We start from the raw sequence: 13,322 nt of genomic DNA on the forward strand, positions 1-13,322 counted from the left end.
ACCCCTCTCTGCCCCTGTCGGGGCATCTCCCCCTCAAGGGGGGAGATTGTTTGGTGGCTTCCTGCGTTCTTTCACAGAACCCACACCCCTCGCGGTTAACGCACCGTCACCACGCCGTTCACGCTCTCTCAACCCTTCGAAATCGGATTTTGATAACCATTGATGCGCGTTGGAATTTCTTAACCGTGCTTGTTAAGGCGGCTGGTAACAACCTCGCCTATGATCGCCCTCAGACGAACGAAAAAGTTCGCAAATGTGCGCCGGATACCGGGGACTAAGACAAGGGTGACGAGATGACGAATACGCAAGTTTTGAGGGGGCGGGATGATACGGTTCTGAGAATCGATCCCGCATATTTTCCGCAGAAATTCTCCTACACGGCCAAGGGCACTGATGCCCGCATCGCCGTCAAGCTCGACACCCGCGGCGCGGTGGTCAGGCGCAACCTGCCGTCCAGCAACCTGCCGTTCTCGATCGCGCTGCCGGGTCGGGCCTTCAAGGGCGTTGCCGCCCGCGCGGTGGCCCATGTCGACGGCGCGATCACGGTGACGCTGGAACTGCATCACGCCGATCCGGAACTGTGCATTCCGCTGCTGGTCGCCCATGATCTCGAGGCGATCGTGGCCGACTGGCAGGAATGGGCGCTGCTCTATGATATTCCGATGCTGATGGTCGAAGCCGATGGCGCCGCCCGCGCGGTCGATTTCCAGCCGCATCGCGTGACTGCGGCCAATGACGAGGCCGGCCCGCGCCGCCGCAAGGCAACGCGACCCAACCCGCGCCTGACGGTGCGGATGGAAGACGGCAAGCTCGGCGTTGCCCTCAAGGTTGCGGGGCGCGCGGTCGCGGCCTGAAGGTCAACCCCGGAATCAACCAATGAAGATCGAAACCACCAGTCCGGCGAAAATCGCGATGCCGACATGGTGGTTGGCGAGGAACAGCCGTTTGCACTGGTCGCCATCCTCGATATCGAGCACGAATATCTGCCAAAACAGCATGCCGCCGCCGACCGCGAGCCCGGCAAAGGCTGGCCAGCCAAGCCCGGCCACCCGGAAGGCAATCGCCATCAACACCAGCATCACGCCGTAAAAGCCGATCAGCCAGGGCTTGGTGTTGTCGCCGAACAGACGCGCGGTGGAGCGCACGCCGATAAGGGCATCGTCTTCCTTGTCCTGATGCGCGTAGATCGTGTCATAGCCGATGGTCCAGAGAACCGCGGCGACATAGACGAGCAGCGCCGGCCCCGACAGCGCGCCGAACACCGCCGCCCATCCCACCAGCGCGCCCCAGGAAAAGGCGAGCCCCAGCACGAATTGCGGCCAGTCGGTGAAGCGCTTGGCAAAGGGGTAGATCGCGACAATCGCAAGCGAGGAGATCGCCAGCACGATCGTGAAGAGGTTGAAACAGAGCAGCACCGCAAGCCCGGTGAGCGCCTGCAGCAGGATGAAAATCTTCGCCTGGCGGCGGGTCACCCGGCCGGAGGGCAGCGGCCGCGAACGGGTTCTCGCCACCTGATTGTCGATATCGTGGTCGACCAGATCATTATAGGTGCAGCCCGCCCCGCGCATGGCGACGGCGCCGAGCCAGAACAGCAGACAATGGGCGATAAACTGGCCGGGCCGAAAGGCGCTGGCATCCGCCGTCACGCCGGCGGCCATCGCCGCCGACCAAAGGCACGGCCACAGCAAGAGCTGCCAGCCGATCGGCCGGTCCCAGCGGGCGAGCTGGGCGTAGGGCCACAGCGAAGGCGGCAGCAGCCGGTAGACGAAATTATCCGACGGCGCGTCGACCACGCGGCCATTATTCTCGAAAATATTGCTCATCTGCCTGCCCTGAACAAAGCCGGATCAGGAAAACGCGACCGGCTCCAGCGGCGCCCGGTTCGCTTCCGCGGCTTTCAGTTTGTCTTCCGCCTCGAACATATAGCGGCGGTTATTGGGCGTGGCAAACTGGCTCTTTGAAAGCTGCATCTGGAAGATGAACATCTTGTCCCACTCGAACGCCATTTCCGAGCCGGCGAGATAGAATTCCCACATCCGGAAGAACTGCTCGTCATAGAGTTTGATCGCCTCTTCCTTGCGCGCAACAAAGCGCTCCCGCCATGCCCTCAGCGTATAGGCGTAGTGCATCTGCAGGATTTCGATGTCACGCACCAGCAGGCCGGACTTTTCGACCGCCGGCAAGACTTCCGCAAGCGAGGGGATGTAGCCGCCGGGGAAGATGTACTTCTCGATGAACGGGTTGTTGAAGCCGTGAGCCGCGACATCGCGTCCGATCGAATGCAGCACCATCACGCCGTCGTCGTCCAGAAGCTCGAAACACTTGTCGAAAAAGTTCTGGTAGCGGCCGATGCCGACATGTTCGAACATGCCAACCGAGACGATCCGGTCGAAGGGCTTGGCCTTCATGGTGCGATAGTCCTGCAACTCGAAACGAACCTTGTCCGAAAGTCCGCGCTTTGCCGCGCGATCGGCGGAAATCGCAAGCTGCTCGTGGGAGAGCGTGATGCCGGTGCAGTCCACGCCAGCCATCTCGGCGATATACATGCTGAGCCCGCCCCAGCCGGAACCGATTTCCAGCAGGCGCTGGCCCTCGTTCAGCCGCAGCTTGGCGGCGATATGGCGCTTCTTGGCAAGCTGCGCCTCGTCGAGCGAGATATCCGGCGGATCGAAATAAGCGCAGGAATACTGCCAGTCCTCATCCAGAAACAGGCTGAACAGCGGCGGCGTCAGGTCGTAATGGTGCGAGACGTTCTTGCGGTTCCTGTTGATCGGCAACCGCGTCTGCAACTGCGCGAGGCCGGTGCGCCAGAACAGCCTGGCCGCCATCAGCGGCGAGAACACGATAGCGAGCGTATTGCGGCGCACCAGCGACAGAAAGTCGTAGATATTGCCTTCTTCCATCTGGAAGCGGCCCTGCATGTACATCTCGCCAAGCGCGAGCGCCGGGTCTCTGGCGATCAGCTTTTCCGCTTCGCTGTCGGTGAACCGGACGGCAACCGGGTCGCCAGTGCCATCCCCGAATGTTGTGATCGTCCCCGTTGCGTCTTTGACCCGTAATGTCCCGGTATTGATGATCTTTTCGATCAGGTTGAATAGCTGTGAAGCCATCGCAATCCCCCGAATGCCTGCTTATGTCATATATTATTTCACGCACATTATTCATTCTGTCGCAAGAAACAAGGGCGGCGGAAACGCGGCAATGCAATGGTAAATCGGACGGTTGACACGCCCATCTGCGGGAAATCGGCTTTGTTTCACCCTGGGCTTGCATCGGCAAAGGGATCAATTCCGATAGCACGCCGAATCGCGAATCGGCGCTTTTGGTCCTTAAGTTTTTCCGCGCATGCGCGCGATCGCCTGCCGGCAGATCGCGGGCGGGTCATTCAGGCGCGCGGACCTGCGAGGCCGAGCGCTCACTTCTTCCGCATCGCATCCGCAAGTGCTGCGCCGAATGCGCCCTGCGACTGCGGCTTGCCGCCTCGGTCATTGCCGCGCTCGCGCGGCCGATCGTTGCGGGGACCGCGGGCGGGAGGTGCGCCGTCGTCCTTCTTCATCGAAAGCCCGATGCGCTTGCGCTTCACGTCGACGTCCACGACCCGAACCTTCACCACGTCGCCGGCCTTGACCACCTCGTGCGGGTCCTTGACGAAGCGGTCGGCGAGCTGGGAGACGTGGACGAGGCCGTCCTGATGCACGCCGATATCGACGAAGGCGCCGAAGGCGGCAACATTGGTGACGGTGCCTTCCAGCACCATGCCGGGCTTCAGGTCGGAAATCTCGTCAATGCCGTCGGCAAAGCTTGCCGTCTTGAATTCCGGGCGCGGGTCGCGGCCGGGCTTTTCAAGCTCCGACAATATGTCGCGCACGGTCGGCAGGCCGAAGCGGTCATCGACGAAGGCGCGCGGATCGACGGCCTTCAGCGCCGCGCTGTCGCCCATCAGCGCGCGCAGATCCCGCCCGCAGGCGGCGACGATCTTCTTCGCCACGTCATAGGCTTCCGGGTGGACCGCGGACGAATCGAGCGGCTCGACGCCATCGCGGATGCGCAGGAAGCCGGCGCTCTGCTCGAAGGCGCGCGGCCCCAGACGGGCGACCTTCAGCAATTCCTTGCGGCTCCTGAACGCGCCATTGGCATCGCGGTGGAGCACGATCTGTTCGGCAATCGAGGGGCCGAGGCCGGAAACGCGGGCAAGCAGCGGCGCGGACGCGGTGTTGAGGTCGACGCCGACGCCATTCACCGCATCCTCGACCACGGCATCGAGCGAACGCGACAGTTTCGTCTGGTCGACATCGTGCTGATACTGGCCGACGCCGATCGATTTCGGCTCGATCTTCACAAGTTCCGCCAGCGGATCCTGCAGGCGGCGGGCAATCGAAACCGCGCCACGCAGCGAAACGTCGAGCTCGGGAAATTCCTTCGCCGCCGTCTCCGAGGCTGAGTAAACCGAGGCGCCGGCCTCTGAGACGATGACCTTCATCGGCTTCGGCTCGGGCACCGCCTTCAGCACGTCGGCGACCAGTTTTTCGGTCTCGCGGCTGGCCGTGCCGTTGCCGATCGCGATCAACGAAACGTTATGGCGCGCGATCAGCGCCTTCAGCGCGGCCATCGAACCCTGAATATCGTTGCGCGGCTGGAACGGATAGATGGTGGCGGTATCGAGCAGCTTGCCGGTGCCATCGACGGCGGCGACCTTGACGCCGGTGCGGATGCCCGGATCGAGGCCGAGCGTGACGCGCGAGCCTGCCGGGGCGGCCAGCAGCAGGTCCTTCAGATTGCGGGCAAACACATTGATCGCCTCGTCCTCGGCGCGTTCGCGCATTTCCCGCATCAGGTCGAGCGAGAGTGAGGTAGAGAGCTTCACCCGCCAGCACCAGCCGGCGACCTGCATCAGGAAGGCATTGGCCTTGCCCTCACCGTCGATATCGAAGAAGCGCGCGATCATCTGCTGGGCCGGCTTGACCGGGGAGGGGCTGTCGCGGTCGGCCTCGATCGCGACCGACAGCACTTCCTCGTTGAAGCCGCGCAGCATGGCGAGCACGCGATGGCCGGGCGCGGTCGCGAATTTCTCGGCGTGGTCGAAATAGTCCGAGAATTTCTGCCCGGCCTCTTCCTTGCCCGCGACCACCGTGGCGTAGAGCATCGCATTGTCGCGCATATAGTGCCTGAGCCTGCCGACGAGTTCGGCGTTTTCGGCGAATTCCTCCGACAGGATATCGCGCACGCCGTCGAGGGCAGCGCGGGTGTCTGCGACCTTGTCGTTGACATAGGCCTCGGCAAGCTTCTCCGGGTCCGAGGTCCGGTCCTGGAAAATCGCGTCGGCCAGCGGCTGAAGCCCGTTCTCGCGGGCGATCATCGCGCGGGTGCGGCGCTTCGGCTTGTAGGGGAGGTAGAGGTCTTCGAGTTCGGATTTGGTGGTCACAGTGGCGATCTTGCCGGAAAGCTCATCCGTCATCTTGCCCTGGCTGGTGATCGATTCGACGATCGTGGCGCGCCGGGCCTCCAGTTCGCGCAGATAACCCACGCGTTCGGCGAGCGTGCGCAGCTGGCCGTCATCGAGCCCGCCGGTGGCCTCCTTGCGGTAGCGCGCGACGAATGGCACGGTCGCACCCTCATCCAGAAGCTTCAGCGCGGCATCCACCTGTTCGGGGCGGGCCTTGATTTCCTCTGCGACGATGCGGGCGATTTTTTCTGCGGCCATATGTATCGTTTCCATCTTTTACGGGAGAGGCGAATTTAGGCGTTCATAGCGCCGAAACAATGGCTTTGGCGAGGGCGCGCGCGGCCTTCCACAATATTGCCCCGGATGTTAACGCGTCCCGGCCTTGACCTTTGTCGCCGGCCTGCTTACCCAACCGCCAGCAGGTGACAACTGGAGCAAACCCCATGCATGTCCTTCTGATCGGCTCTGGCGGGCGCGAACACGCGCTGGCCTGGAAACTCGCGCAATCCCCCGAAATTGGTGATTTCTATGCGGCTCCGGGCAATCCGGGCATTGCCGCCCATGCAGTCTGCGTGGCGCTCGATGTCACCGACCATGCGGCGGTCACGGCGTTTTGCCGAGAAAAGGCGATCGACCTCGTGGTGGTCGGCCCCGAAGCTCCGCTGGTCGCCGGGCTTGCGGATGACCTGCAGGCCGCAGGGCTGAAGGTGTTTGGCCCCACCAAGGCGGCGGCGCAGCTTGAGGGGTCCAAGGGCTTCACCAAGGATCTGTGCGCGCGTTACAACATTCCGACCGGGGCCTATCAGCGCTTCGACAATGCAGAGGCCGCAAAGGCCTATGTGCATGAAATCGGCGCGCCGATCGTGATCAAGGCCGATGGCCTCGCCGCCGGCAAGGGCGTCACCGTCGCCCGGACCAATGACGAGGCGCTCGCCGCGATTGATGATTGCTTCTCCGGCACATTCGGCTCCGCCGGCGCGGAAGTGGTGGTCGAGGAATTTCTGGTGGGCGAGGAGGCGAGCTTCTTCTGCCTTTCCGACGGAAAACACGCCCTGCCGCTCGCCACCGCGCAGGATCACAAGGCCGTCGGCGATGGCGATACCGGACCGAACACCGGCGGCATGGGCGCCTATTCGCCGGCGCCCGTGATGGATGCGGCGATGACCGAGCGCACGATGAAAGAGATCATCGAGCCGACGATTCGGGGCATGGCGGAAATGGGCCATCCGTTTCAGGGCGTGCTCTATGCCGGGCTGATGATCACCGAAAAGGGCCCCGAGCTGATCGAATACAACGCCCGCTTCGGCGATCCGGAATGCCAGGTGATGATGATGCGGCTGAAGAGCGATCTGCTGCCGATCCTCCTTGCCTGCGCCGAGGGCAGGCTCGATTCGGTTGGCGCCGATTGGAGCGAGCAGACCGCACTGACCGTGGTGATGGCGACCAAGGGCTATCCCGGCGCCTACAAGAAGGGCAGCGAGATCAAGGCGCTGCCCGCCGATGACGCCACCGCCCGAACCTTCCATGCAGGAACCGCGTTCAAGGACGGCAAGCTTGTCGCCAATGGCGGACGGGTGCTGAACGTCACCGCGCTTGGCCCCAACGTCACCGAGGCGCAGACCCGCGCCTATGAACTGATCGAGAGCATCGACTGGCCGGAAGGCTTCTGCCGCCGCGATATCGGCTGGCGCGCGGTTGCCCGCGAAGAGGGCTGATCGGCGAGCCGCGGGCAGGCCACAGTTCCAGCAGATTACCCGTGGAAAAGTGTCGTCTGGGACACGACCCGGCGATGGTTAAAGAGGCTTTAACCCATCGCTGTTAGCCTCGGCTGCGAATCTGCCGGGAGACCCCTTCGTTTCCGGGCGGGTGCGTTCGGTTGAAGGTATGAGGGTACTGGTCATGGCTGCACGGGCAGAGCGGTTTGAACACGGAAGAGGCGGCGAGTTCTCGCTTATCGGGTTTGTCCGGCGCTATGTGGCAGCCCTTTTTGGCTTTGCGCTGTTCGTGGTTCTCTGCCTTGCGATCGCGGCGATGGCGACGTGGAATGTCGATGATCCAAGCGCGCTTCATGCCACCGGCCGACTGCCAACCAATATTCTCGGCTATCCCGGCGCCGATTTCGCCGACATCGTGATGCAGGCCTTCGGCTTGGCAAGCGTGTTCGCGCTGCTGCCGGTGCTCGCGTGGTCGCTGGCGATGATGGCGGGAAAGCGGATTTATCGCAAACCCTCGCGCTTCTTCGCCTGGATCGGCGCCGCGATCCTCACCGCCGCGGTGCTCGGCTGCGTGCCGCCGCCGCCGACATGGCCGCTGCCGAACGGCCTCGGCGGCGTTTCCGGCGATCTGATCCTGCGTTTCCCGGCGCTGTTCATCGGGCAATATCCCTCGGGCCTTGCCGCGATGATCGTCGGCGGCATTTTCGCGTTGCCGGCGCTGTTTCTTCAGCTTTATGCCGCCGGCCTGATCATTCGCCAACCCCGGATCGTTCCGGAAAAGCCGGTCGCGAAACGCCAGTCGAGCGATCCCGGCGCGCCGACCGTTTCCGATCTGTCGGAGGAGCGCGAAGGCTGGTTCTCGCTTGCGCCGCTGATCGGCTATGCCGCCCATACCTGGTACATTTCGCGCGCTCGCCTCAACAAGATCTTCGGCCGTCGGCGGGACGAGGATGAGGATTTCGACGCGCCCTATGACTTCAATGAGGACGGTCTCGACCGGCTGGACGATGACGAGCCGGCCTATCCGTCATCATGGCGGCGCAGCGGCGAGCCGAGCCTTGTCGATCCCGACCGTCCGCGCGAGACGGGCTACAGGCCCGCCGACCCGCCGCCCTTCGATTATGAAGGCCGGATGGGCGACGATTTCGACGATGACAACGACCTGCCCGAGGGCGTGCTGAGCGCCGATTTCGGGCCTACCGAGCCGCGCGTCACGCGTCAGACGCCGCGTGCGCCGGTGGTGGCCGCACCCGCGCCGCCGCCCCAGCCGGTGAACGCGGAAACCATGCGCCGGCCCTCCCGAGGCGCGTTTTCGCCGCACGGCTTCGAACTGCCATCCGCAGCATTGCTGGCCGAGCCCAAGGGGCTTGCCCGCGACAAGGCGCTGTCGAAGGAGGTGCTGGAAGACAATGCCCGCACGCTCGAAAAGGTGCTTGAGGATTTCGGCGTGAAGGGCGAAATCATCCACGTCCGGCCCGGTCCGGTCGTGACCCTCTACGAGTTGGAGCCCGCGCCCGGCATCAAGTCCTCGCGGGTCATCGGCCTTGCCGACGATATCGCTCGCTCGATGGCGGCGATCTCCGCCCGCGTCGCCGTCATTCCCGGTCGCAATGCCATCGGCATCGAACTGCCCAATCCGCACCGTGAGACGGTATTCCTGCGCGAGATCATCGCCAGCCAGGATTTCCAGAATTCCAAGGCCAAGCTCGCCATGGCGCTCGGCAAGACGATCGGCGGCGAATCGGTCACGGTCGATCTTGCGAAGATGCCGCATCTCTTGATCGCCGGCACCACCGGTTCCGGTAAGTCGGTCGCCGTCAACACCATGATCCTGTCGCTGCTCTATCGGCTGTCGCCCGAGCAGTGCCGCCTGATCATGATCGACCCGAAAATGCTCGAGCTCTCCGTCTATGACGGCATTCCGCATTTGCTGTCGCCGGTCGTCACCGATCCCAAGAAGGCGGTCGTCGCGCTGAAATGGACCGTGCGCGAGATGGAAGAGCGCTACAAGAACATGGCCAAGCTCGGCGTGCGCAATATCGACGGCTTCAACAGCCGCGTCGCGCAGGCTCAGGAAAAGGGCGAAACGCTGTCGCGCACCGTCCAGACCGGCTTCGACCGCGAGACCGGCGAGGCGATCTACGAGACCGAGGAATTCGATCTCGAGCCGATGCCCTATATCGTCGTGATCATCGACGAGATGGCAGACCTGATGATGGTCGCCGGCAAGGATATCGAAGGCGCCGTCCAGCGGCTGGCGCAGATGGCGCGCGCGGCCGGCATCCATGTGATCATGGCCACCCAGCGCCCGTCGGTCGACGTCATCACCGGTACGATCAAGGCGAACTTCCCGACCCGTATCTCGTTCCAGGTGACCTCCAAGATCGACAGCCGCACCATTCTCGGCGAGCAGGGGGCTGAGCAGCTTCTCGGCCAGGGCGACATGCTGCACATGGCCGGCGGCGGGCGCATCCAGCGCGTCCATGGCCCGTTCGTCTCGGATCCGGAAGTCGAGGACATCGTCGCCTATCTGAAGACCCAGGGCACGCCGGAGTATCTCGACGCGATCACCGCCGATGACGATGAGGACGGCGACGGAGGCTATGACGGCGACGGCGGCAGCGCCGACAATATGGCGAAGTCGGATGATCCTTACGACCAGGCGGTGGCGATCGTGCTGCGCGACGGCAAGGCCTCGACCTCCTATGTCCAGCGCCGTCTCGGCATCGGCTATAACCGCGCCGCAAGCCTGATCGAGCGGATGGAGCAGGAAGGCGTGATCGGCCCCGCCAATCACGCGGGCAAACGCGAAATTCTGGTGCCGACGGAGCAGGACATCATTGAAGGCCCGCGCTGACGCCCCATTTTTGCCGGCAGAGACATGCAGGCCGCCGCGCCCCGAAAACGCCCTTTTGGCGGCGCAACGGGGCCGCAATCAGTTTTCAGGATCGGATATATGAGCAAGTCTAAAAACACTTCGTCCCTGGTTCGCCGGCAGTTCCTCGGCGGTCTCGCCGGTGGCGCCGCGCTGCTGATCGGCCTGCCGGCCGTTGCGCAGACCCTCCCGACGGGCGCCAATGTGCCGACGCCGACCAAGCGCGACGGTTCGGTTCAGGTTGCCCAGGCCGCGCCTGTCTCTTCCGGCGTTGCCGCACAGCGGGTTGCCGATCACTTCTCCTCGGTCAAGTCGATGACCGGCGAGTTCATGCAGTTCGGCCCGCGCGGCGAGCAGTCGGGCGGCAAGTTCTATCTGGAGCGTCCGGGCAAGCTGCGTTTCGACTATGATCCGCCCTCGACGCTGAAGGTGATCGCGGACGGTCGCAACGTCGCCGTCGGCAATGGCGATCTCGATACCTGGGATTTCTATCCCCTGTCGCGCACGCCGCTGTCGCTGCTGCTTGCCGACCAGATCGACCTCCAGCACCGCATGGTGCGCGATGTGCGTGAGCAGAACGGGCTGACGGTGATCGTGCTCGGCGACAAGTCGATCTTCGGCGATCAGGTGATCACGATGATGTTCGACAGCAAGACCTTCGATCTGCGCCAGTGGACGATCACGGATGCCCAGGGCAAGGACACCACCGTGATCCTCTCCAATGTCCGCACCGGCGTCAAATTCGCCCGCTCGGTGTTCCGCATTCCCTATGACCAGATCATGGCAAGCCCGGGCAGCAGCAACTGACGCCCTTCCGGTCTCCGGGCGAATCGCCTATTGCTGATGCCCCGTTCAGCAAGGAAGGCGCGCGCCAGTGGAACTCAGTCTCACCACCTGGAATATCAATTCGGTGCGCCTGCGCCTGCCGATCGTCGAGCGGTTCCTGAAGGATTATCAGCCCGATATCCTGTGCCTTCAGGAAATCAAATGCCTGAACGACCAGTTCCCCTACAAGCCGCTGCGCGAACTCGGCTACGAGCATATCGAGGTCCATGGCCAGAAGGGCTATCACGGGGTCGCCATCGTCTCGCGCATTCCGCTGGGCGAGGGGTTCTCGACCGATTACTGCGCCATGGGCGACACCCGACACATCTCGGTGGTGTTCGATGCCGGCGGGCGGAAGATCAGGCTGCATAATTTCTACGTGCCGGCCGGCGGCGACGAGCCCGATCCCGAGATCAACCCGAAATTCCGCCACAAGCTCGATTTTCTGGATGAGATGAAGGTGCTGAAGGCCGATCAGGGCGATGGCATCGGCTCGATCCTGGTCGGCGACCTCAATATCGCGCCGATGGAAAACGACGTCTGGTCGCACAAGCAGTTGCTGAAGGTCGTCAGCCACACGCCGGTGGAGACCGAAGGCATGAAGGATCTGATCGCCAAAGGCGGCTGGGTGGACCTGATGCGCCACGTCACGCCGGAAGACGAGAAGCTTTACACCTGGTGGAGCTACCGCGCCAAGGACTGGCAGGCCGCCAATCGCGGCCGCCGGCTGGACCATATCTGGACCTCGCCGGACCTCGTCCCGGCTTTCCAGCGCTTCGATATCCTGACCGAGGCGCGCGGCTGGGAAAAGCCGTCCGACCACGTGCCGGTAACGGCGTCGTTTGCGTTCTAATTCTTCGGCGGCAGTTCCCGTACCGCGCCCATCAGCAACAAGCCAAGCACCGTGGCATTGAGAATATGCCATAGGAAGTGGGTGCCGATTCCAGCCGTTGCCATGCAGGTGGACTGGTCGAGGCTGCGGAATGTCAGCGACATGATGAAGATCGCGGTGGCGCCCGCGAAATAGCCCCAGACCGGGTGATCGCGCCAGACCGCGATCACCGATGCGACTGCCATGGCGATCAGGGCAGGGGCGTATTGCAGCGATCCGTTGAGTGGTGCGTCACCGCCGCGCGAGGCGAGCCCGACCAGATAGACGACAAGCGCGAAGCCCATGATCGTCGCGATCATGTAGCCGATGATATCGAAGGTCTTGCCGCCGGCCACCCGCACGAACAGCAGCAGGATATAGAGGAAAAAGAACAGCCAGATCGGGATCACGTCGAGCGCTGCCGAAAGCGGCGTGGCGAGCGTGTGGAACAGGAACGACCCGACGCCGATGACGCCGACCAGCGCGATGACCGTCAGTTCCAGCAGGCTGCGCTCGGGCCTGCGCCAGGCCGCGGGCCAGACGACGAGCGCCGCGATGATGAAGGCCAGGTTCGTGAGCGCGTTGATCGGCTCGGCCCAGAAGGCGCCGGTCGTGCGTTCGCAATAGATGTCGATATAGGGTGCGGGGTCCATTGTTTTCACCGGAGCGTTGTGCCTGAACGTCCGGGATGGTTTCCCTGTTTTGCCCCCTCATGCAAGGGGCAGCGGGCATTTTTCGGCGCTTTCGAGAAACTCAGTATTCGCCCTCGTCGCCATCCGCCTTCGATTCGTCCTCGGCGACGGGGATGGCGTAGGAGCCGGTCAGCCAGCGCGACAGGTCGAGTTCGCGGCAGCGATTGCTGCAGAACGGGTAGTCCTCGCGGGTCGACGGGCGTCCGCATTCGGGGCATTTGCGCGGTTTGCGCAGCGGTTCCACGCTTGCCTTGGTGGTCATGTCCATTCTCCTGCGATATTGAAGCCGCGCCCGGAAAGCAGCATCGCGGTCTCATAAAGCGGCAGGCCGATCACGGCGGAATGCGAGCCGACGAGCTGGCTGATAAAGGCTGCCGCTGGCCCCTGAATGGCATAGCCGCCGGCCTTGCCGTCCCAGTCGCGCGAGGCGAGATAGCCCGCCATTTCCTGTTTCGAAAGATGCTTGAAGGTGACGCGGGTTTCCACGACCCGCTCCTTGTGGCCGCTTTCGCCGACCGGGTGAACGCAGAGCCCGGTATAGACCCTGTGCCCGCGTCCGGACAGAAGCGCCAGACAGGCGCTCGCCTGGTCCTCGGTCTCTGCCTTCGGTAGCACCCGCCGACCGACGGCCACCACCGTATCCGCCGCGATCACAAGCGCACCCTGCCATTCGGGATCGCCCGAAAGGGCGCTGCAAACGGCTTCCGCCTTCTGGCGGGCAAGCCGGCCGGCAAGCTGGCGCGGGGTTTCCTTCGCAAGCGGGCTTTCGTCGATATCGGCGGGATGAACGCGATCGGGCGTCACGCCGATCTGGGCGAGAAGCTCGACCCTGCGCGGCGACGCCGATGCCAGCACGAGTTTGGGGTTCGGTGCGGTCAAGCCGGATCCTCGGCGCCGGGCG

The 13,322-nt window shown here is 63.6% G+C and carries 11 protein-coding genes; 5 read left to right on the forward strand and 6 right to left on the reverse strand.

Annotation, left to right across the window (positions count from 1 at the left end; translation table 11 throughout):
- Positions 1–293: 293 nt before the first annotated feature.
- Positions 294–854 (forward strand): DUF6101 family protein, encoded by a 561-nt coding sequence (locus tag B4E36_RS08285; RefSeq protein WP_018067578.1) that lies wholly within the window; start codon positions 294–296, stop codon positions 852–854.
- Positions 855–869: 15 nt separating this feature from the next.
- Here the strand turns inward: B4E36_RS08285 and ubiA are convergent, their stop codons facing one another.
- The 3 genes from ubiA to B4E36_RS08300 all read right to left on the reverse strand — a co-directional run bounded on the left by ubiA (position 870) and on the right by B4E36_RS08300 (position 5,701).
- The gene (ubiA, locus tag B4E36_RS08290; protein WP_292057384.1) at positions 870–1,823 is read right to left on the reverse strand and encodes a 4-hydroxybenzoate octaprenyltransferase; all 954 of its coding nucleotides are present in this window, start codon (positions 1,821–1,823) and stop codon (positions 870–872) included.
- Between the two features lie 24 nt (positions 1,824–1,847).
- The gene (locus B4E36_RS08295; protein ID WP_292057386.1) at positions 1,848–3,110 is read right to left on the reverse strand and encodes an SAM-dependent methyltransferase; all 1,263 of its coding nucleotides are present in this window, start codon (positions 3,108–3,110) and stop codon (positions 1,848–1,850) included.
- A 305-nt stretch (positions 3,111–3,415) separates the two neighbouring features.
- Entirely contained in the window at positions 3,416–5,701 is a 2,286-nt protein-coding gene (locus B4E36_RS08300; RefSeq protein ID WP_292057388.1) for a Tex family protein, read from the reverse strand.
- A gap of 185 nt (positions 5,702–5,886) precedes the next feature.
- Here B4E36_RS08300 and purD point away from each other — a divergent pair, with 185 nt between their 5' ends.
- The 4 genes from purD (at position 5,887) to xth (ending at position 11,711) form a co-directional block, all read left to right on the forward strand.
- Positions 5,887–7,158: a phosphoribosylamine--glycine ligase gene (gene purD / locus B4E36_RS08305; protein ID WP_292057390.1), complete on the forward strand. Its 1,272-nt coding sequence runs from the start codon at positions 5,887–5,889 to the stop codon at positions 7,156–7,158.
- Positions 7,159–7,342: 184 nt separating this feature from the next.
- Positions 7,343–10,015 carry an FtsK/SpoIIIE family DNA translocase gene (locus B4E36_RS08310; protein WP_292057391.1) on the forward strand — a complete coding sequence of 891 codons (2,673 nt, stop codon included), beginning with the start codon at positions 7,343–7,345 and terminating at the stop codon, positions 10,013–10,015.
- A 99-nt stretch (positions 10,016–10,114) separates the two neighbouring features.
- The gene (locus B4E36_RS08315) at positions 10,115–10,840 is read left to right on the forward strand and encodes an outer membrane lipoprotein carrier protein LolA (RefSeq protein WP_292057393.1); all 726 of its coding nucleotides are present in this window, start codon (positions 10,115–10,117) and stop codon (positions 10,838–10,840) included.
- Between the two features lie 67 nt (positions 10,841–10,907).
- On the forward strand, positions 10,908–11,711 hold the full coding sequence (gene xth, locus B4E36_RS08320) for an exodeoxyribonuclease III (protein WP_292057395.1): 804 nt from the start codon (positions 10,908–10,910) through the stop codon (positions 11,709–11,711).
- Here the strand turns inward: xth and B4E36_RS08325 are convergent.
- The 3 genes from B4E36_RS08325 to B4E36_RS08335 form a co-directional block, all read right to left on the reverse strand.
- Positions 11,708–12,382: a ceramidase domain-containing protein gene (locus tag B4E36_RS08325; RefSeq protein ID WP_345900228.1), complete on the reverse strand. Its 675-nt coding sequence runs from the start codon at positions 12,380–12,382 to the stop codon at positions 11,708–11,710. The genes xth and B4E36_RS08325 overlap by 4 nt on opposite strands.
- 100 nt (positions 12,383–12,482) lie before the next feature.
- Complete coding sequence (gene yacG, locus B4E36_RS08330) at positions 12,483–12,683, reverse strand: DNA gyrase inhibitor YacG (RefSeq protein ID WP_018067568.1); 201 nt, start codon at positions 12,681–12,683, stop codon at positions 12,483–12,485.
- A complete protein-coding gene (locus B4E36_RS08335) occupies positions 12,680–13,300 on the reverse strand; it encodes a Maf family nucleotide pyrophosphatase (RefSeq protein WP_292057397.1) in 621 nt (206 codons plus the stop codon). Before B4E36_RS08335 ends, yacG begins: the two co-directional genes overlap by 4 nt.
- Between the last annotated feature and the right edge of the window lie 22 nt (positions 13,301–13,322).

Origin of the sequence: Martelella sp. UBA3392, from assembly GCF_002358775.1 — a bacterium.
GTDB lineage: Bacteria > Pseudomonadota > Alphaproteobacteria > Rhizobiales > Rhizobiaceae > Martelella > Martelella mediterranea.